General features: G+C 72.3%; 17 protein-coding genes. 12 read left to right on the forward strand and 5 right to left on the reverse strand.

From position 1 onward, the window contains the following. Positions 1–31: 31 nt before the first annotated feature. Together ABGB21_RS12315 and ABGB21_RS12320 are read left to right on the forward strand one after the other, a co-directional pair. Complete coding sequence (locus tag ABGB21_RS12315) at positions 32–1,048, forward strand: glycine betaine ABC transporter substrate-binding protein (RefSeq protein ID WP_347651512.1); 1,017 nt, start codon at positions 32–34, stop codon at positions 1,046–1,048. 149 nt (positions 1,049–1,197) lie between these two features. Next, positions 1,198–3,510 (forward strand): hypothetical protein, encoded by a 2,313-nt coding sequence (locus ABGB21_RS12320; RefSeq protein ID WP_347677764.1) that lies wholly within the window; start codon positions 1,198–1,200, stop codon positions 3,508–3,510. A gap of 42 nt (positions 3,511–3,552) precedes the next feature. On the opposite strand, the gene ABGB21_RS12325 is transcribed toward ABGB21_RS12320, so the two are convergent. The 3 genes from ABGB21_RS12325 to ABGB21_RS12335 form a co-directional block, all read right to left on the reverse strand. Next, positions 3,553–4,716: an NADH-quinone oxidoreductase subunit D gene (locus tag ABGB21_RS12325; RefSeq protein WP_347677766.1), complete on the reverse strand. Its 1,164-nt coding sequence runs from the start codon at positions 4,714–4,716 to the stop codon at positions 3,553–3,555. Between the two features lie 78 nt (positions 4,717–4,794). After that, positions 4,795–5,247: a universal stress protein gene (locus ABGB21_RS12330; protein ID WP_347651515.1), complete on the reverse strand. Its 453-nt coding sequence runs from the start codon at positions 5,245–5,247 to the stop codon at positions 4,795–4,797. Between the two features lie 117 nt (positions 5,248–5,364). Further along, positions 5,365–6,381 (reverse strand): SAM-dependent methyltransferase, encoded by a 1,017-nt coding sequence (locus ABGB21_RS12335; RefSeq protein ID WP_347677768.1) that lies wholly within the window; start codon positions 6,379–6,381, stop codon positions 5,365–5,367. Positions 6,382–6,515: 134 nt separating this feature from the next. Here ABGB21_RS12335 and ABGB21_RS12340 point away from each other — a divergent pair, with 134 nt between their 5' ends. The 7 genes from ABGB21_RS12340 (at position 6,516) to ABGB21_RS12370 (ending at position 13,488) form a co-directional block, all read left to right on the forward strand. Then, positions 6,516–7,643 (forward strand): DUF2520 domain-containing protein, encoded by a 1,128-nt coding sequence (locus ABGB21_RS12340; RefSeq protein ID WP_347677770.1) that lies wholly within the window; start codon positions 6,516–6,518, stop codon positions 7,641–7,643. Then, the gene (gene panC, locus ABGB21_RS12345) at positions 7,640–8,524 is read left to right on the forward strand and encodes a pantoate--beta-alanine ligase (protein ID WP_347651518.1); all 885 of its coding nucleotides are present in this window, start codon (positions 7,640–7,642) and stop codon (positions 8,522–8,524) included. The genes ABGB21_RS12340 and panC overlap by 4 nt, the downstream gene beginning before the upstream one ends. Before the next feature lie 4 nt (positions 8,525–8,528). Further along, positions 8,529–8,954, forward strand: coding sequence for an aspartate 1-decarboxylase (gene panD / locus ABGB21_RS12350; RefSeq protein ID WP_347651519.1), 426 nt, complete (start codon positions 8,529–8,531; stop codon positions 8,952–8,954). Between the two features lie 70 nt (positions 8,955–9,024). Beyond that, positions 9,025–9,930, forward strand: coding sequence for a septum formation family protein (locus ABGB21_RS12355; RefSeq protein WP_347651520.1), 906 nt, complete (start codon positions 9,025–9,027; stop codon positions 9,928–9,930). Positions 9,931–9,995: 65 nt separating this feature from the next. Then, entirely contained in the window at positions 9,996–11,687 is a 1,692-nt protein-coding gene (locus ABGB21_RS12360) for an L-aspartate oxidase (protein ID WP_347677772.1), read from the forward strand. 81 nt (positions 11,688–11,768) lie between these two features. Further along, on the forward strand, positions 11,769–12,665 hold the full coding sequence (nadC, locus tag ABGB21_RS12365) for a carboxylating nicotinate-nucleotide diphosphorylase (RefSeq protein WP_347677924.1): 897 nt from the start codon (positions 11,769–11,771) through the stop codon (positions 12,663–12,665). A 64-nt stretch (positions 12,666–12,729) separates the two neighbouring features. Then, positions 12,730–13,488 (forward strand): type III pantothenate kinase, encoded by a 759-nt coding sequence (locus ABGB21_RS12370; RefSeq protein WP_347651522.1) that lies wholly within the window; start codon positions 12,730–12,732, stop codon positions 13,486–13,488. A 105-nt stretch (positions 13,489–13,593) separates the two neighbouring features. Here ABGB21_RS12370 and ABGB21_RS12375 read toward each other — a convergent pair whose 3' ends face one another. Next, a complete protein-coding gene (locus ABGB21_RS12375) occupies positions 13,594–14,343 on the reverse strand; it encodes a class I SAM-dependent methyltransferase (RefSeq protein WP_347677774.1) in 750 nt (249 codons plus the stop codon). 87 nt (positions 14,344–14,430) lie between these two features. Between ABGB21_RS12375 and lysS the strand changes: the two genes are divergently transcribed. From lysS to ABGB21_RS12390, 3 genes are all read left to right on the forward strand, one after another. Then, entirely contained in the window at positions 14,431–15,939 is a 1,509-nt protein-coding gene (gene lysS, locus ABGB21_RS12380; protein ID WP_347651524.1) for a lysine--tRNA ligase, read from the forward strand. Positions 15,940–16,098: 159 nt separating this feature from the next. Then, positions 16,099–16,449 (forward strand): Lsr2 family protein, encoded by a 351-nt coding sequence (locus ABGB21_RS12385; RefSeq protein ID WP_347651525.1) that lies wholly within the window; start codon positions 16,099–16,101, stop codon positions 16,447–16,449. A 527-nt stretch (positions 16,450–16,976) separates the two neighbouring features. Then, a complete protein-coding gene (locus ABGB21_RS12390; RefSeq protein WP_347651687.1) occupies positions 16,977–19,508 on the forward strand; it encodes an ATP-dependent Clp protease ATP-binding subunit in 2,532 nt (843 codons plus the stop codon). 94 nt (positions 19,509–19,602) lie between these two features. Here the strand turns inward: ABGB21_RS12390 and ABGB21_RS12395 are convergent, their stop codons facing one another. Beyond that, on the reverse strand, positions 19,603–20,505 hold the full coding sequence (locus tag ABGB21_RS12395) for an A/G-specific adenine glycosylase (protein WP_347677776.1): 903 nt from the start codon (positions 20,503–20,505) through the stop codon (positions 19,603–19,605). Between the last annotated feature and the right edge of the window lie 132 nt (positions 20,506–20,637).

The following is a 20,637-nucleotide window of genomic DNA, read 5'->3' on the forward strand; positions in this document are numbered from 1 at the left end:
GCCGCGCCGGGACACAGGAGGCGGGCGTTTCATGCGCGTACCTACACGTTTGCTCATCGGTGCCGTCGGCGTGGTCGCCGCGGCCGGGGTGCTGGCGGGCTGCGGCGGCGCTGGTTCCTCCGGCACCCAGGCCCCGCCGGCCGGTGCCGAGGGCGCCGGCTGCGCGCCGGTGACCGGCAACCAGCTGGTGGTCCTCGACGACGACAAGAAGCTCCAGAACACCGACAACGTCATTCCGGCGATCAACAGCAAGGTCGCCCAGCCGCCGCTGGTCGCGGCTCTGGACAAGGTCTCGGACAGCCTCGACACCCCCAAGCTCATCGGCCTGAACAAGGCCGTCGACGCGGACCGGAAGACCTCGAAGGTGGCCGCCGAGGAGTTCGCCGCCGCCAACAACCTGACCGCCGGGATCACCGGTGGCGGCAGCGGCGAGATCGTCATCGGCGCGGCCAACTTCAGCGAGAACGCCACCCTGGCCGAGCTGTACCGGATCGCGCTCACCGCCGCCGGCTACCAGCCCCGGGTCCAGCAGATCGGCAACCGCGAACTCTACGAACCCGCGCTGGAGAAGGGCCAGATCCAGGTGGTTCCGGAGTACGCCGCCAGCATGGCCGAGTTCCTGAACAACAAGCTGAACCAGCAGCCCGGTGGGGCCACCCCGCCGCCGGTCGCCTCGCCCGACCTCAACCAGACGGTGAGCGGCCTGAAGACCCTCGGCGACAAGGCGGGCATCACGTTCGGCAAGCCGTCCGCCGCGCAGGACCAGAACGCCTTCGCGGTCACCAAGGAGTTCGCCGACAAGTACGGCGTACGGACCCTCAGCGAACTGGCCGCCAAGTGCTCCGGTACGGCGACCGTGCTCGCCGGCCCGCCGGAGTGCCCGCAGCGGCAGACCTGCCAGGCCGGGCTGGTCCGGGTCTACAACTTCCAGGCCGGCAGGTTCAGCTCGTTCGACGCCGGTGGTCCGCAGACCAAGTCCGCGGTGAAGCGCGGCGAGGCGAGTGTCGGCCTGGTCCTCTCCTCGGACGGTGAACTCGCCGCTGGCTGACCTGGCTGGTCCTCCGCCGATCCGGGCGGAAACCCTCTACCGGCACCGGTCGGACGTCACCCAGGGTGGCGTCGGGCCGGTGCCGGGCCATGTTCGGGCGGGCGCACCGCCCTCCCACTCGTCGGCAACTGTCGGTAGGCTTCACTGCCATGCCAGCCCGCGAGGCCGCTGAGGAGTCCCGCCGTAGACCGCTGCTGACCATGCTCTTCTGGGCAGGGGTCGGACTGGCCCCGTTGGCGGCCCTGTTACTCCTGGTCGGACAGAGCAGCGGCCCGCTACGGATCGCGGCCGTGCTCGCCGTCCTCGCGGTTGTCCTGATCGGACTCTCCATCACGCTGCGCCGCGACGCCGAGGGCGTCCGGCTGGACCTGGAGGAGAGTCTCCTGGAGGAGATCGACGACCTCCGGGGCGAGCTGCGCACCGAGATCGCGACCGCCGCCCGGACCACCCACAAGACGCTCGGCGAGCGGCTGGACGCGGTACAGGGCGACGTCGAGGCGCTACGTGGCCAACTCGACTCGGTCCGGGCCGGGCAGGAGTCCGGCCGGTCCGGGGTCGCGGCCGCAGCCGCCGTACCGGCACCGACCGTTGGTGCGGCCACCGCGCCGGCCGCCGGGTCGGTCGGGGCCGCGTCGGTCGGCGGCGCCCCGGCTCGGACGGCGCGGGACGGCGCGCCGAGGGCGCGCGGCACCGGCGAGGCCGCGCCGCTGGGTCAGGGGCCGGAGGTCCCGGCCGGATCACGGGGTGCGGACGACTGGGCGCCGGCGGGTCGGGGGCCGGACGTCCACGCGGCGTCGCGCGGCGCGGAGGACTGGGCGCCGGTGGGTCAGGGGCCGGAGGGTCCCGCCGTGTCACGCGGTGCGGAGGACTGGACCCCGGCCGGGCCGGGGCACGGTGAGGCGGGCCCGGAACGTCGCCGGTCGGAGCGGTCCGGCCGGTACCCGGGTGACCGGCACACCGGCTACGACGACGACGGCTACTCCGACGAGCGACGGGCCGGACCGGGCCGGGGCCGGTACGACCGGGCCGACGAGGGACCCGGGATGCCACCGGGACAGTACGGTGCCCCATCGGCCCCGTACGCCTCGTCCGTCCCGTCCGGCGGGCATCGGGCGCCGGGCGGCGGCCCGCAGCACAGCGCGGCGACCGGAAGTTTCCCGCTGCTCGGTCCGGGCGTGGTGCAACACACCGAGACCGTCCAGGTCACCACCCGGCACACCATCGTCGGTGCCGCCGAGGACGACGTCCGGGGCGGCAACGTCTACGGCAACACGTACGGCGCCCCGCAGGCCGGCAGCACGTACGGCGCTCCGCAGGCCGGCAGCACGTACGGCGCTCCGCAGGGCGGCAACACGTACGGCGCTCCGCAGGGCGGCAGTACCTACGGCGCTCCCCGGGGCGGTGGCACGTACGGCAGCGCGTCGGGCGGCAGCTACGGCACCCCACACGGCGGTAACGCGTACGGCGGCGGCCCGCAGGGCGGCGGTGGCGGTTACGGCGGCCCGCAGGGCGACAGCGGTTACGGCAGCTATCAGGGCGGCGGCTACCAGGGCGGTGCCTACCAGGGCGGTTCCTATCAGGGCGGTGGCAACACCTACGGGGGTCGGGACGGCCGGGACGACCCGAGAGGTCACGGGCGGGCAGACGAGCGGGGCCACGGGCGGCCCGACGACTGGTCCGACGACGAGGAGGAGACCTCCGGACGGGCGCGCGGACGCCGGGGCGGCGAGCCGGACGACGGCGAGCCGGGTGGTCGACGCTTCGCCGGGGTGCGGCTCGGCGACATCCGGTTCGGCGAGATGCCCTGGCGGGGCCGGTCGGCGGAACCCGATCCGGATCTGGAGACCGGCGATCCCGCCGACGACTCGTACTGGTCGGAACTGCGGGCGGGCGACCAGTGGTCCTCGGTCCGTGAGGACGAGCACGGCCAGGAACTCCGGATGGGCGAGCGGCGGGCCTCGGTACGCAGCGACGACTCCGGCATGGAGATGCGGGTCGAGGACCGGTGGGCCGAGGTACGCCGGTCGGATCCGCGCTACGACGATGAACGCGGCTCGGGCCGCCGCTGGCCCGACGCCGACGGCGGTCGGTCGGCCGGGGCGGGCTACCGGGGTGACCCCGGCTACCGGGACGACGAGGACGACCGGCGACGCGGCGGCCGGGCCCGGGACTCGTGGGACGAACCAGAGCTGTCGGACCGGGCGGCCGGCGCCGACCGACGGGGTGGCCGGGCTGCCGCGTTGCCGGCCGGCGGCATCGACCAGGCCGACGCCTGGGCGCCGGCCGGCGCCCAGTGGGGTCCGGCGTCCCGGCGCTCCCCGGAGCCCGAGCCGGCCCAGCGGGGGCGTCGACACCGCGACGACGAGGAGTACGGCTACCCGCCGGCGGACGAGGCACCCCGGGCCGGTGGCACCCGCCACGGCGCGGACCAGGGCTACGGCGCCGACTACGGCTACCGCTGACGTTCCCGACCCACCCGCTGACCGGCCGGACCTCGGCGTGACCTACTTGTCGATGTCGCCGACCACGAAGAACATCGAACCGAGGATCGCGATCAGGTCCGGCACCAGACAGCCGGGCAACAGCGTGGCGAGCGCCTGCACGTTGGCGTACGAGGCGGTGCGCAGCTTCAACCGCCAGGGCGTCTTCTCACCCCGGGACACCAGGTAGTAGCCGTTGATGCCGAGCGGATTCTCGGTCCAGGCGTACGTGTGTCCCTCCGGTGCCTTGACCACCTTCGGCAGCCGTACGTTCACCGGGCCGCTGATCCGGTCGACCTGGTCCAGGCAGCGGTCGGCGAGGTCGAGGGAGACGTACACCTGGTCGAGCAGGACCTCGAACCGGGCGTGACAGTCTCCCGTGCTCTTGGTGACCACCGGCACGTCCAGCGACCCGTACGCCAGGTACGGCTCGTCGCGGCGCAGGTCGAGGTCGAGGCCGGAGGCGCGGGCGACCGGCCCGGAGGCCCCGAAGGCGGCGGCGTCGGCGGCGGAGAGCACCCCGACGCCGACCGTACGGGCCAGGAAGATCTCGTTGCGGCGGATCAGGTTGTCCAGGTCGGGCAGCCGACGTCGGACCTCGCCGATCGCCTCGCGGGCCCGGCGGGTCCAGCCGGCCGGTACCTCCTCCTTGAGCCCGCCGACCCGATTGAACATGTAGTGGATCCGGCCGCCCGAGACCTCCTCCATGACCGCCTGCAGCGTCTCGCGCTCGCGGAACGCGTAGAACATCGGCGTGATGGCGCCGATCTCCAGCGGGTAGGAGCCGAGGAACATCAGGTGGTTGAGTACCCGGTTGAGTTCGGCGAGGGCGGTACGCAGCCAGACCGCCCGCTCGGGGACCTCGATCCCCATCATCCGTTCGACGGCGAGGACCACCCCGAGTTCGTTGGAGAACGCCGACAGCCAGTCGTGCCGGTTGGCCAGCACGATGATCTGCCGGTAGTCGCGTACCTCGAAGAGCTTCTCGGCGCCCCGGTGCATGTAGCCGACGATCGGCTCGCAGGAGACCACCCGCTCGCCGTCGAGGACCAGCTTGAGTCGGAGTACGCCGTGCGTCGACGGATGCTGCGGCCCGATGTTCAGCACCATGTCGGCGGTGTCGAGCCCGGTGCCGGTGCCGACGGTCAGCTCCCGCAGCGCCCCGGTGTCGGCTGTCATGCCCGCCATCGTGCCATGACCGCCGGTCCGCCGGTCCGCCCCGCGACGTCAGGTCACCACGGCCACGGCCGGTCGGCCACGGGGTGGTCACGGCACCACGGTCACCGGCCAGCGGCGGGCGCGGACCAGCCGCACCGCGAGGGACCCGGCGATCCGGTGACCGATGCCGGCGGACGAGCCCACGATCACCGCGTCGGCCCGAACCTCCTCGGCCACCTCGGAGAGGACGCTCAGCGGGTCACCGGCCCGGACCACCAGGTCGGCGTCGACACCCCAGCGTCGGGTCTGCGTCCGCACCGTCTCGCGCAGTTCCGCCTCGACCTCGTCCTGGGCGCCGGCCACCTCCAGGCTTGCCGTACCGGCCCGGTCGGCGATGGCGACGAGCGCGCTCGGTTGGCTGCGGACGTACACCGCCACCAGTCTGGTCTGTTGCCGTCGGGCCAGCCCGGCGGCGTACGCGGCCGCCCGCAGGGACGTCTCCGAACCGTCCACGCCGACCAGGATCGCGGTGGGTCCGTCGGTACCGAACTCGAAACCCATGATCGACCTCCGCTCCGTACGCCTGCCTCCATTGCCGGTCCCGGCTTGTCCAACCCGGCCGGCCGCCCGGTTGTGCCCGGATCGGCCGGGACCGTGACCCGGCAGACAGCGGGCGGCCTACCGTCCGGGCGGCAGCAGTGGGGTGGACGGATCGAGGCCGACCGGCTGGAGCAGCCACCAGTGGCCGCCGAGTCCGGCCGGGTCGCCGAGTTCGGCCGCGGCGGAGGCCCGGGCGAGCGCGTGGACGTACCCGGCGGGGTCGGTCGAGGCCAGAGCCAACGGCGGCCGTCGGCCGTCGACACCGAGCGCGCGCACCGCGTCACGCTGGCTGACCAGGGTGTACGGCGATCCGGCCGCAGTCGACCCGGCGGCCGCCACCGAGTCGATCGAGACGTGGGCGGTCAGGTCACAACTGCCGTCCGGCACCGGCGGCACCTGCCGTCCGGCCCGGAATCCGGTGAGCGTGCCGTCCACCGGACGGGTCTGCCGGAGGTGGCCGTAGTCGACGGCCAGGGCCAGTCCCCGGTCCACCACGGCGACGGCGGTCGCCCAGGCGGCGTCCCGAGGCAGCCCGATCTCGGCCCGGACGCCCGGCCCGTCGATGCCGACGGGCGTCGGCCACCAGCGGTCGAGCCACTCCCGTTCGGCGGCGTCGACCGCGTCGCCAACCGACTCGGCGCCGGTGGCGGGATCGACCAGCACCCGGCGCCAGCCGGCCGGCCCGGCCTGCGCGACCTCCAGCGGTACGTTGTCGAGCCACTCGGTGCCGAGCAGCAGTCCGACCACCCCGGTCGGCAGGTCGGCGCGCCAGCCGATCGTTTCGGGTAGCTCCCCGGGCCGTGGCGCGAGTTCGACCGCGGTCAGGCGTAGCCGCGCGGCGAGGCCGGGCGGGACGAGCCGGATCAGGCTGGTCAGCAACTCGCCGCGTCCGGCACCGACGTCGACCACGTCCAGTGGGTCGGGGTGACCGAGGGCCCGGTCGAGGCGCTCCAGCAGCCGGACCACGGCGGTGCCGAGCACCGGTACGACGTGCGCGCTGGTCCGGAAGTGCGCGGCCGGCCCGGCCCCGGTGACAAAAAAGCCGTCATCGCCGTACAGCGCGGTCGACATCGCCGCTGCCCATCCGATGGCCACCGGGACAGGCTAAACGGGCGGTTCATCCCGGATCGGCGGCGGTGAAGGTTTTCACAACCCCTTGGTCGGGCTCGGGCGGGACGGCGCATACTTGCCATCGACCGGTACCACGCATCGAGGACTGGATCATTGCCATGAGCGCATCGCCGCGCCCGCGCCCGGCCGCGTCCCGTGGGACGCCTCCGCCGCCGGCCACCGAAGTCGCCGCTCCGGCTGCCCGGGACGTCGTCCCGCCGGCCGTCGAGGACCGGCCGTGCCAGGGGATCGTTTCGGACCCGCTCACCGTGGGGATAGTCGGCGCCGGCCGCGTCGGTGCGGTGCTCGGCGCCGCGTTGGCCCGGGCCGGCCACCGGGTGGTCGCTGTCACCGGCGCCTCGGCCGCCAGCCGGGAACGGATCAGCCGGCTGCTTCCGGGCACCGACGTCCGCTCCGCCGACGAGGTGGCCCGGGCCGCCACCGACCTGCTGCTGGTCGCCGTACCGGACGACTCGCTCGGCACCGTCGCGGCCGGGCTGGCCGACAGCGGCGCCCTGCGGCCCGGACAGGTGGTCGCGCACACCTCCGGCGCGCACGGGCTCGCCGTACTCGATCCGGTCCTCGCCGTCGGTGCCCTGCCGCTGGGCCTGCACCCGGCGATGACCTTCACCGGCACCGCCGACGACCTGGCCCGACTCCCCGGCATCTCGTACGGGGTGACCGCGCCGACGCCGCTGCGCCGGTACGCCGTCCGGCTCGTCGCCGACCTGGGTGGCGTACCGGAGTGGATCGCCGAATCGGACCGGCCGCTCTACCACGCGGCGCTCGCGCACGGGGCCAACCACCTGGTCACCCTGGTCAACGAGGCGGCCGACCGGCTGCGGGACGCCGGGGTCACGGATCCGGCGCGGGTGCTCGGGCCGCTGCTCCGGGCCGCGCTCGACAACGCCCTGCGGTACGGCGACGCGGCGCTGACCGGGCCGGTGTCCCGGGGTGACGCCGGAACCGTCGCCCGGCACCTGGACCGGCTGGCCGGCACCGCACCGGACTCGGTGCCCAGCTATCTTGCCCTGGCCCGGCGCACCGCCGACCGGGCGATCGCCGCCGGCCGGCTCCGGCCGGTCGACGCCGAGTCACTGCTCGGTGTGCTGGCCGACCGGGACGGGACGCCGGCGACCCGGGAGGCGGGACCGTCGACCCGGGACCGGGGCGCGGCGACGCCGACCCGGGGCGGGACGCTGTCGGCCGGGGGCCGGCGGGCCGCGATGGAGGGGAGGACCGGATGACCAAGGTGTTGCGGACCAGGGCGGAACTCGCCGCGACGCTGGGCCCGCTGCCGGGTTCGCTGGCCGTGGTGATGACCATGGGCGCCCTGCACCCCGGGCACGAGGCGCTGCTTCGCGCCGCCCGGGACCGGGCCCGGTTCGTGCTCGCGACGATCTTCGTCAACCCACTCCAGTTCGGGCCGAACGAGGACTTCGACCGGTACCCCCGCACCTTCGAGGCGGACCTGGCGATCTGCGAGGCGGCCGGGGTGGACTACGTCTTCGCCCCGACCCGGGAGGAGATGTACCCCGGCGGCGAGCCGACGGTCCGGGTCGACTCCGGCGGCCTCGGTGCGGAGTTGGAGGGAGCCAGCCGCCCCGGCTTCTTCAACGGCGTACTGACCGTGGTGCTCAAGCTGCTCAACCTGCTGCGGCCGGACGTCGCGCTCTTCGGCGAGAAGGACTACCAGCAGCTCACCATGATCCGGCGGATGGTCCGCGACCTGGAGCTGGACGTGGAGATCGTCGGCGTGCCGACCGTACGGGAGCCGGACGGGCTGGCCCTGTCCAGCCGGAACCGGTACCTGTCCGCCGAGGAGCGGGCCGCCGCGCTGAGCCTGTCGGCCGCGCTGCGGGCCGGCGCGGACGGCGCCGCGGCCGGGCGGGGCGCCGCCGGCACGCTCGCCGCCGCCTTCCGGGCCTTCGGCGCGGACACTCCGGGCGGCGCGACCGGCCCCGGGGCACCCGTCGCCAAGCTGGACTACCTGGTGCTGACCGACCCGGACCTGGGTCCGGCCCCGGCCTCCGGGCCGGCCCGGATGCTGGTCGCCGCCTGGGTCGGCGGCACCCGACTGATCGACAACATGCCGGTGGAGTTGGCACCGGTCACCCCGGAGGGATAACCCGATGTTCCGCACCATGCTCAAGTCGAAGATCCACCGGGCCACCGTGACCCAGGCCGACCTGCACTACGTCGGCTCGGTCACCATCGACCAGGATCTGCTCGACGCCGCCGACCTGCTCCCCGGTGAGCAGGTGGCGATCGTGGACATCACCAACGGGGCACGGCTGGAGACGTACGTGATCCCGGGCGAGCGGGGCAGCGGGGTGATCGGCATCAACGGGGCCGCCGCGCACCTGGTGCACCCCGGTGACCTGGTCATCCTCATCTCGTACGCGCAGCTGGACGACGCCACGGCGCGGACGTACCAGCCCCGGATCGTGCACGTGGACGCGGCGAACCGGATCATCGAGTTGGGTGCCGACCCGGCCGAAGCGGTCCCGGGCATGGTCGGCGATCCGGTTCGGGGGGACCTGCTCGCGACACGGTGATTTCCCCGAACGGGTGACACGTCTGTTTACCGTATGGTGCAGACGGAGAGTCGCCCTTGGGGAGGGACGCATGCGGCGTTGGATGACCACCCTGGCGTTGACCGGGGCCGTCGCGCTCGCTCTCGGCGGCTGCGCCGCACCGGGTGGTGCGGACGGCGATCTCACCAACGACTGGGCGGCACTCGGTGAACCGAAGGTGTTCACCCCGGCGGCCGGTACCTGCCACGGGGCGGACTTCTCCGAGGTCAGTTACCTGTCGTCGTACCTTCCCATCGACTGTGCCAGCAGCCACCAGGTGGAGACCGTGCACGTCGGCACCTTCACCGGCGCGGCGGCGACGGGCCAGGCGCCGCCGGCCCGGGAGTCCGCCGAGCGCCGCGCGGCGTACGCCGAGTGCGACACCCGGGCACGCGGCTACCTCGGCGCGGACTGGCGGGTCGCCCGGCTCTGGCTCGGCGTCTCGATCCCCTCGGAACGGGCCTGGAACGGCGGCGCCCGGTGGTTCCGTTGCGACGTGGTCGAGGTGATCGAGGTCGAGGAGGAGGGGCTGACCACCTCCCGGACCGGCAGTCTGAAGGATGCCCTGAAAACCCCAGGCAAGCTGCACCTCGGCTGCTACGCGACCACACTCGACCGCAACGACGCGATCGACCGGATGAACCCGACCGCCTGCGACGCCCGGCACAACACCGAGTTCGCCGGGGTGTGGCGGGCGCCGAGCCGGCAGCGCTATCCGCAGGCGGAACGAGACTGGGGAGCCTTCTACGGCGGCTGCTACGGGGTCATCGCCCGCTTCGCCGGGGTGACCCGGAGCAGCGTGGAGTTTCGTACCGGGGTCATCGCGCTGCCCAGCGGGGAGGACGACTGGGCGGCCGGGGACCGGGGCGTGCGCTGCTACCTGTGGAAGTCGGACGCCCGGTTCACCCGGTCGATGAAGGACGCCGGACCCCGCGGGCTGCCGGTTCAGACCGGATAGCGTCGCAGGCCACTTTCTCCGCCCCCCGGCCCGCCCGACGAATACTTTTCGGGTTGACTGGGGGGATGCGCCTGCCGACCGTCGATCTACCGGAGTTGCCCCGGCTGCTGACCGCGCCGGCGCCCGGCTGGGTGGAGACCACGGACGTGGTGGTGATCGGGTCGGGCATGGCCGGGCTCACCGCCGCGCTGCACCTGCGTGCGGCGGGACTGCACGTCACCGTGGTTACCAAGGTCAACATCGACGACGGGTCGACCCGGTGGGCCCAGGGCGGCATCGCGGCCGTACTCGATCCGCTGGACACCCCGGCGGCGCACGCCGCCGACACCGAGGTCGCCGGCGTCGGACTCTGCGATCCGGCCGCGGTCCGGGTCCTGGTCGAGGAGGGACCGACCCGGCTACGGGAACTGATCCGGGTGGGGGCCGAGTTCGACCGCAACCCGGACGGCTCGCTGATGCTGACCCGGGAGGGCGGGCACCACGCCAACCGGATCGTGCACGCCGGCGGCGACGCCACCGGCGCCGAGGTACAGCGGGCCCTGCACGCGGCGGTCGGCCGCGACCCGTGGATCCGGCTGGTCGAACACGCGCTTGTCCTCGACCTGCTCCGCGCACCCGGTTCCGGGCCGGACCGGCTGGGCCGGGCCTGCGGCGTCACCCTGCACGTGCTCGGCGAGGGCAGCGAGGACGGGGTCGGCGCGATCCTGGCCCGGGCGGTGGTGCTGGCCACCGGTGGCATGGGCCAGGTCTTCGCCACCACCACCAACCCGGTGGTCTCCACCGGGGACGGGGTCGCGCTCGCGCTGCGGGCCGGCGCGGCCGTGACCGACCTGGAGTTCGTGCAGTTCCACCCGACCGCGCTGGTCCGCCCGGCCGGGCCGGACGCCCCCGGGGGCGCCGCCCAACAGCCGCTGGTCTCCGAGGCGCTGCGCGGCGAGGGCGCCCACCTGGTCGACGCCGACGGCAAGCGGTTCATGGTCGGTCAGCACGAACTGGCCGAGCTGGCACCCCGGGACGTGGTGGCGAAGGGCATCATCCGGGTACTGCTCGCCACCGGTGACGACCACGTCTTCCTCGACGCCCGGCATCTCGGCGGGGAGTTCCTCAACCGGCGGTTTCCGACCATCGTCGCGTCCTGCCTGGCCGCCGGGATCGACCCGGCGGTCGAGCCGATCCCGGTCGCGCCGGCCGCGCACTACGCCTCCGGCGGCGTCCGTACCGACCTGCACGGCCGAACCAGCATCCCCGGCCTGTACGCCTGCGGCGAGGTGGCCTGCACCGGTGTGCACGGCGCGAACCGGCTGGCCAGCAACTCGCTGCTGGAGGGGCTGGTCTTCGCCCGGCGGATCGCCGAGGACATCACCCGGGACCTGCCGGAGCAGGCGGAACCGGCGCCCACCGGCGCGTGGCGGGGCGGCGACGGCTGGACCGTCGACCCGACGGTCCGGTCCGGCCTGGCCCGGGCGATGACCCGGGGCGCCGGAGTGCTGCGTTCCGCCGACTCGCTGCGGGCGACCGCCGCCGAACTGGTCGGGTTCGGTGCTACCCGGGCGGCACCCCAAACCGCGAGCTGGGAGACGACGAACCTGGTCACCGTCGCGGCGGCGCTGGTGGGTGCGGCGTACGCCCGGGAAGAGACCCGGGGCTGCCACTGGCGGGAGGACCACCCGGGGACCCGGCACGAGTGGCTCGGGCACCTGGTCGGGGCGATCGGCGCCTCGGGCGGGCTCGAGCAGCGGTGGGCGGCGACGGGCTGACCGGCGCCGGGCAAGCGACAGCGGGACGGGCGGCGGCGGTGCCGGCCGTGGTGTGGCGACAGCGAGCAGGGAGGCGTGGTGCTGGAACTCTCGACGGTGCAGGCGTTGCGGGCAGCCGGACTGGACTCGGCGGAGGTGGAACGGATCGTCCGGGGCGCGCTGGACGAGGACCTCGGGCCGCAGCACCGGGACGTGACCAGTGTGGCCACCATCCCCGAGGAGCAGGTCGACACGGCGGATCTGGTGGCCCGGGCGGACGGGGTGGTGGCCGGGCTGGCCGTCGCGGCGGCGGTCTTCGACCTCGCCGGTGCCGGTACGGTCCGGACGCTGCCGGTCGCCTCGGACGGTGACCCGGTCCGCCGGGGTGACGTACTGGCGACGGTGACCGGGCCGACCCGGTCGCTGCTGACCGCCGAGCGGACCGCGTTGAACCTGCTGTGCCGGATGTCCGGGGTGGCCACCCACACCCGGACCTGTGTGGACGCGCTGGGCGGGGCGAAGGCGACCGTACTGGACACCCGGAAGACCACCCCCGGCCTGCGCGCTCTGGAGAAGTACGCGGTCCGGGCCGGCGGCGGCGCGAACAAGCGGATGGGCCTGTACGACGTCGCCATGATCAAGGACAACCACAAGCTGGCGGCCGGCGGCATCGCCCCGGCGTACCGGCGGGTGCGGGCGACCTTTCCCGAGGTGCCGATCCAGGTCGAGGTGACCACGGTGGCCGAGGCGGTGGAGGCGGTGGACGCGGGTGCGGACTTCCTGCTCTGCGACAACATGCCCCCGGCGCTGCTCGCCGAGGTCGTCGGGGCGGTGGGGGACCGGGCCGAACTGGAGGCGACCGGCCGGCTGACCCTGGACAACCTTGCCGAGTACGCCGCCACCGGCGTCGACTACCTGTCGGTTGGGGCGTTGACCCACTCCTCACCTATCTTGGACATCGCGATGGACCTCCGGCCGCGCGACGGCGCCGGTCGGTAGGGCCGGACCTTCCGGCCGGACGGCAATCGCCGCCGGCACGACCTCGGGGTTTCGGGACTGACACATGCTGCTGTGTATCGACATCGGTAACACCAACACGGTGCTGGCGACCTTCGAGGGCGAGAAGCTGGTCCACTCCTGGCGGATCAAGACCGACGCCCGGTCCACCGCCGACGAGCTGGGGCTGAAGTTCCGCGGCCTGCTCGCCGGGGACGCGGTCGAGATCACCGGGGTGGCGGCCTGCTCGACCGTACCGGCGGCGCTGCGCTCGCTGCGGACGATGCTGGCCCGGTACTACGCCGACCTGCCGAACGTGATCGTCGAGCCGGGCGTGAAGACCGGCGTGCAGTTGGCGATCGACAACCCGAAGGAGGTGGGCGCGGACCGGGTGGTGAACACCCTGGCCGCGTTCACCCTCTACGGTGGGCCCTCGATCGTGGTCGACTTCGGTACCACGACGAACTTCGACGTGATCAGTGGGCGGGGTGAGTTCCTCGGCGGGGCGTTCGCACCGGGGATCGAGATCTCGTTCGACGCGCTCGCCGCCCGGGCCGCGCAGCTGCGCAAGGTCGAGCCGGCGGTGCCCCGTTCGGTGATCGGCAAGAACACCGTCGAGTGTCTGCAGGCCGGGATGTACTTCGGCTTCGCCGGCCAGGTGGACCGGATCGTCGAACGGATGGCCGAGGAGCTGGGCGGCGCCCGGGCGGTGATCGCCACCGGCGGGCTGGCGCCGCTGGTGATCGGCGAGTGCCGGACGATCACCCACCACGAGCCGATGATCACCCTGATCGGGCTCCGGATGGTCTACGACCGCAACCGCTGACCGCCGGAGCCGGCGGCTCTCCGCGCTGCCGGCTCTCCGGGCCGTTGGCGGTCACCGTCCGGCCCACACTCCGCGTCGCTGCGCGGCCACCGTCCCGGCCGGCGCTCAGCGCCGCCGGCAGCGGTGCACCACCGTCCGGTACGTCAGCGGGAAGCTCTCCCGGCCGGCCAGGTCCGGGTGGGTCGTGGTGAGGTCCCGGATCGCCGCGTCGACCTCCCGTTTCCGCTCCTCCGAGGCGGTGATGTAGCGCGAGCGGGTGCTGATCATCCCGATCAGGGTCTCCGGGGTGAGGGTTATTGAGTGCCGGAACTCGGTCCTCTCCACCGGGCCGAGGTCCGGATGGTGGCCGTCGGTCATGCCGGGCCCGTCGTCCCGGGCGCCCCGGCCGCCGAGCAGTTCGATGGTGATCGCGGTCAGCGCGGCCACCCACGGCACCGACTCGTCCCGTTCGTTGGAGATCGCCGCGTACCAGCCCTCGGGGCGGAGCAGCCGCGCTCCCTCCGCGTGCGCCCGCGGTGGGTCGAACCAGTGGTACGCCTGTCCGGCGACCACGGCGTCGACCGAGCCGTCCGGCAGTGGCACCTGCTCGGCGGAGCCGGCCAGCGGGGTCAGGCCCGGGGTGGCGGCGGCGAGCCGGGCCCGCATCTGCGCGTCGGGTTCGACCGGAACCACGTCGTATCCGAGTTCGCACAGCACCCGGGTCAGTTTGCCGGTGCCGGCGCCCAGGTCGACCACCCGGGCCGGGGCGGGGTGGCCGACCGCCCAGGTCACCGCCGGTGCGGGGTACGTCGGCCGGTACCGGTCGTAGGCCTCGGCGGCCGGCCCGAAGGAGCGGGCGCGGGTGTGATCAACCATGGTGGCGAGGTTATCCCGCTGCCCGCCGGGTCGGCCCTTGAGTACGCTCGGGGCCGAACTCCGCCGACAATTCCCGAGGAAGCATCCGTGAGCGAGCAGATTCCGAACCCGGCCGACGCCGTCGACGACCTTCCCGAGCAGATGCGGGTCCGCCGGGAGAAGCGGGAGCGCCTGCTCGCCGACGGCATCGAACCGTATCCACTGGGATATCCGCGTACCGCCACGCTGGCCGAGATCCGGGCCCGCTACGCCGATCTGCCGACCGACACCGCCACCGGTGACGCGGCCGCGGTCGCCGGCCGGGTGATCTTCGTACGGAATACCGGAAAGCTCTGCTTCGCCACCCTGCGGGACGGCGACGGGACCGAATTGCAGGCGATGCTCTCGCTGGACCGCGTCGGCCCGGAACGGCTCGAAGAGTGGAAGCGGCTGGTCGACCTCGGCGACCATGTCGGGGTGACCGGCGAGGTGATTACCAGCCGGCGTGGTGAGCTTTCCGTGCTGGCCGATTCCTGGACGCTGACCGCGAAGGCACTGCGGCCACTCCCGGTGGCGCACAAGCCGTTGAGCGAGGAGGCCCGGGTCCGCCAGCGTTACGTTGATCTGATCGTCCGTCCGCAGGCCCGCCAGATGGTACGGACCCGGGCCACGACGCTGCGTAGCCTGCGTGATTCGCTGCATGGCCGGAGTTTCGTGGAAGTCGAAACCCCGATGCTGCAGACGCTGCCCGGTGGGGCCACCGCCCGGCCATTCGTGACACACAGCAATGCATTGGACACTGATCTGTATCTGCGAATCGCCCCGGAGCTTTATCTGAAGCGGGCCGTGGTCGGTGGCATCGACCGGGTCTTCGAGATCAACCGTAACTTCCGGAATGAGGGCGTCGACTCCTCGCACTCTCCCGAGTTCGCCATGCTCGAGGCGTACGAGGCGTACGGCACCTACGACACCGTCGCCGAACTGACCCGTGACCTGGTACAACGTGCCGCGCTGGCGGTCGCCGGATCGCATCTGGTGACGCATGCCGACGGCACCGAGTTCGATCTGGGTGGGCAGTGGCGGTCGGTGACCCTCTTCGGGTCGCTCTCCGAGGCGCTGGGCGAGGAGGTGACCGTCCGTACGCCGATGGCGGACCTGTTGCGCTACGCGGAAAAGGTGGGGCTGGCGGTCGATCCCAAGTGGGGTCCGGGCAAGCTCGCCGAGGAGCTTTTCGAGGAACTGGTGGTGCCGGGACTGCGCCGCCCCACCTTCGTACGGGACTACCCGGAGGAGACGAGTCCGCTGGTGCGGGCGCACCGGTCCGAGCCGGGGCTCACCGAGAAATGGGACCTCTACGTGCTGGGATTCGAGCTGGCCACCGGTTACTCGGAGCTGGTCGATCCGGTCGTGCAGCGGCAACGACTGGTGGCCCAGGCGCAGCAGGGGGCGAAGGGCGACGACGAGGCGATGCGGCTCGACGAGGACTTCCTGCGGGCCCTGGAGTACGGAATGCCGCCGACCGGGGGCATGGGAATGGGAATCGATCGGCTGCTGATGGCCCTCACCGGCCTGGGAATTCGGGAAACCATCCTCTTCCCGATGGTCCGGCCGGAGTAGTAGTCGTCGTCCGAGGCTGGGCGCCGAGATCGGTCGCGTCTTGTCGCCCAGTTAGGTCACGGCTTGTCGCGTAGTTTCGCCGTCCTATTGACGGAGCAAGCATCTCGGGAGCTATTGTGCTCTTGTTTGCGGGGAACCTGCTCGAAAGGATAGCGACACGTGGCCAAGCAGATCATTCACAAGCTGGTCGATGACCTGGACGGCGGAGACGCGGACGAGACCGTCAAGTTCTCGCTCGACGGCGTGCAGTACGAGATCGACCTGTCGGACAAGAACGCCGGCAAATTGCGGGAGCTATTCGCCCCGTACGTCGCCAACGGGACCAAGGTCGGCCGTGGCGGTGTGGTCGTCGGTGGCCGGGCTGCCCGTGGGCGCGGTGGGGCCACCGCCGATCGCGAGCAGAACAAGGCGATCCGGGCCTGGGCGAAGAAGGAAGGCAAGGAGATCTCCGACCGGGGGCGTATCCCTCAGGAGATCGTCGACGAGTACCACGCGAAGGCGGGCCGCTAGGCCCTGTCGTCCCCCCGGTGCGGGGTGGGTGGACATCTGTCCATCTGCCCCGCATTGTCGTTTTTGCGTGTTCTGCACTTGCCGGCCTCCGACTCCCGGTCGGTCCGGTTCGCCGACGGGATGCCGCCGCCGCGCCGGGCTGTCGGGCCGGGGTGCGCCGGCCGGAGCCCGCTGCCGAGATTCCGTCGGCCGGCCGGGAACATCCTGACCCGCCAGGCGTTGTCCACATCCAGTGGACGAAGTTGTCCACAGCCTGTGGACGACGCGGGGTCGCGACGTCCCGTCAGAGGGCTTGAATTTCGCTCTGCGCGTACAGCGGATGGTCTGGGAAGCATCGCTGAGCGCGGGCGGTTGGGAAAAACGTCGCGTATGTGGCTCATTCCAGCAACACACGACCTCAGGAGAGTCGGCTCGCGGCGATAGAGTAAGGGAGCACGGATGTCCGCCCCGGACGTCCGGGTGGTGGCCCCGCCACGATGCTTGACCATCAAGATCGAGTGCGCACGGCACGTGAGGAGCACGAGGGCATGTTCGAGCGGTTCACCGACCGAGCGCGGCGGGTTGTCGTCCTGGCTCAAGAAGAAGCCCGGATGCTCAACCACAACTACATCGGTACGGAACACATCCTGCTGGGTCTCATCCACGAGGGCGAAGGCGTCGCCGCCAAGGCCCTGGAGAGCCTGGGCATCTCCCTGGAGGGCGTCCGCCAGCAGGTCGAGGAGATCATCGGCCAGGGCCAGCAGGCGCCGAGCGGGCACATCCCGTTCACCCCGCGGGCCAAGAAGGTGCTGGAGCTCTCCCTGCGGGAGGCACTCCAGCTCGGCCACAACTACATCGGGACGGAGCACATCCTGCTCGGCCTGATCCGCGAGGGTGAGGGCGTCGCCGCCCAGGTGCTGGTGAAGCTCGGCGCCGACCTCAACCGGGTCCGCCAGCAGGTCATCCAGCTGCTCTCCGGCTACCAGGGCAAGGAGCCGGCGGCCGCCGGCACCGCGCCGGGCGAGGCCGCTCCGTCGACCAGCCTGGTGCTCGACCAGTTCGGTCGTAACCTGACCCAGGCCGCCCGCGAGGGCAAGCTCGACCCGGTCATCGGGCGCGAGAAGGAGATCGAGCGGGTGATGCAGGTGCTCTCCCGCCGGACCAAGAACAACCCGGTCCTGATCGGCGAGCCCGGCGTCGGCAAGACCGCCGTCGTCGAGGGCCTCTCCCAGAAGATCATCAAGGGCGAGGTGCCGGAGACGCTCAAGGACAAGCAGCTCTACACGCTTGACCTCGGTGCTCTGGTGGCCGGCTCGCGTTACCGCGGTGACTTCGAGGAGCGCCTGAAGAAGGTGCTCAAGGAGATCCGTACCCGGGGCGACATCATCCTGTTCATCGACGAGATCCACACCCTGGTCGGCGCGGGTGCCGCCGAGGGCGCGATCGACGCGGCGAGCATCCTCAAGCCGATGCTGGCCCGTGGCGAGCTGCAGACCATCGGCGCGACCACCCTCGACGAGTACCGCAAGCACCTGGAGAAGGACGCCGCGCTCGAGCGCCGGTTCCAGCCGATCCAGGTGGGTGAGCCGTCGCTGGCCCACACCATCGAGATCCTCAAGGGCCTGCGTGACCGGTACGAGGCGCACCACCGGGTGAGCATCACCGACGCCGCGCTGGTGGCGGCGGCGACGCTGGCCGACCGGTACATCTCGGACCGCTTCCTGCCGGACAAGGCGATCGACCTGATCGACGAGGCCGGTGCCCGGATGCGGATCCGCCGGATGACCGCGCCGCCGGACCTGCGTGACTTCGACGAGCGGATCGCCCAGGTCCGCCGCGACAAGGAGTCCGCGATCGACGCGCAGGACTTCGAGCGGGCCGCGCAGCTGCGCGACAAGGAGAAGCAGCTGCTGGGCCAGAAGGCGCAGCGGGAGAAGGAGTGGAAGGCCGGTGACCTGGACGTCGTCAGCGAGGTTGACGACGAGCAGATCGCCGAGGTCCTCGCCAACTGGACCGGCATCCCGGTCTACAAGCTGACCGAGGAGGAGACCTCCCGGTTGCTGCGGATGGAAGACGAGCTGCACAAGCGGGTCGTCGGCCAGGAGGACGCGGTCAAGGCGGTGTCGAAGGCGATCCGGCGTACCCGGGCCGGCCTGAAGGACCCGAAGCGGCCGTCCGGCTCGTTCATCTTCGCCGGCCCGTCCGGCGTCGGTAAGACCGAGCTCTCCAAGGCGCTGGCGGAGTTCCTGTTCGGCAGCGAGGACGCACTCATCCAGCTCGACATGTCGGAGTTCCACGACCGGTACACGGTGTCCCGGCTCGTCGGTGCGCCTCCCGGCTACGTCGGCTACGACGAGGGCGGGCAGCTGACCGAGAAGGTGCGGCGTCGGCCGTTCTCCGTGGTCCTGTTCGACGAGATCGAGAAGGCCCACCCGGACGTCTTCAACACCCTGCTCCAGATTCTGGAGGACGGGCGGCTCACGGACGGCCAGGGTCGGATCGTCGACTTCAAGAACACGGTCATCATCCTGACCACCAACCTGGGCACCAGGGACGTGGCCAAGGCGGTGTCCATGGGCTTCCAGGCCTCGGAGGACAACGAGTCCAACTACGAGCGGATGAAGCAGAAGGTCAACGACGAGCTGAAACAGCACTTCCGGCCGGAGTTCCTCAACCGGATCGACGACACGATCGTGTTCCACCAGCTCAACCAGACCGAGATCCTGTCGATCGTGGACATCATGATCCAGCGGATCGAGACCCAGCTCCGGAACAAGGACATGGGCCTCGAGCTGACCGACAACGCCAAGAAGTACCTGGCGAAGAAGGGCTTCGACCCCGTGCTGGGCGCCCGGCCGCTGCGCCGGACCATCCAGCGCGACATCGAGGACAACCTGTCGGAGCGGATCCTGTTCAACGAGTTGACCCCGGGCCAGATCGTGGTCGTGGACTGCGAGGGCGACCCGGAGGACATCGACAAGTCGAAGCTGGTGTTCCGCGGTGCGGACAAGCCGGTCGCGGTGCCGGATGCGGTGCCGGCCAGCCTCGGCGACACCGCCGCCGCCGGAGCGGACGAGTAACAGCAGCACCACGCGGAGGGGCCCGGGTGGCGACGCCACCCGGGCCCCTCCGCATGCCCACGCCGCCAACGAAGGCCCTCCTCCAACCGGGCCGTCACAGCTGCGGTACGGCATTCCCGGGCTCACCGGCGAGCGCGTACCGGTCGGCGGCGAGCGCCTGCACCAGGCCGTCCTCGACCAGGCCGGCCAACGCCCGGGCCCGCTGTACGTCGTCCGCCCACACCAGGTCCAGCCGCTCCCGGCGTACCGGACCGGTGGACTCGCGCAACACCGCCAGGAGCCGCCCCCGGACCTGCCGGTCGGTGCCGGCGTACCGCTGCGGCCGCCGGGTCGGCCCGGCCGGCGCGGCCTGCCCGGAGGCCCGCCAGGCGCACCGGTCGACGAGCGGACAGTCGACACAGCGGGGTGACCGGGCGGTGCAGACCACCGCGCCCAGTTCCATGAAGGCGGCGCTGGCCCGGGCCGCCACGGCGGGCTCGGCCGGCAGCAGCGCCTCGGTCGCCACCAGATCGGCCGGTCGGGTGGCCAGACCCGCGTCCGGCTCACCGGCCACCGCCCGGGCCACCACCCGGCGAACGTTCGTGTCGACCACCGGGTGCCGTCGGCCGTACGCGAAGGTGGCGACCGCCCTGGCCGTGTAGCTGCCCACCCCGGGCAGGGCCAGCAGCTGCTCCAACTCGGTCGGTACCGCCCCGCCGTGTCGTTCCACCAGCGCCACCGCGCACTCGTGCAGCCGCAGGGCACGACGGGGGTAACCGAGCCGTCCCCACATCCGGATCGCCTCGGCCGGGGTGTCGGCGGCCAGCACGGCCGGCTCGGGCCACCGGGTGAGCCAGGCCCGCCAGGCGGGCAGCACCCGTACCACCGGCGTCTGCTGGAGCATGACCTCGCTGACCAGGATCGCCCACGCCCCGACGCCGGGCTCTCGCCAGGGCAGGTCACGGGCGTTCTTGTCGTACCACCGGACAACCGCGGTGGCGAGTGGGGTCTCGGACATGGCGCCGTCGATCCTGTCATGCCGTCGGTCCGCCGCACGCGGGTGGCACCACCACCACCGGCGCCGCAGGCGGGGAGAGCCACGGCGGGACGGTGTCCCGCAACTTGGGCGACGTGTCGGGCTGGGGCCCGG

Source organism: Plantactinospora sp. B24E8, from assembly GCF_039871735.1.
In the GTDB taxonomy this organism is placed as follows: Bacteria; Actinomycetota; Actinomycetes; order Mycobacteriales; family Micromonosporaceae; genus Plantactinospora.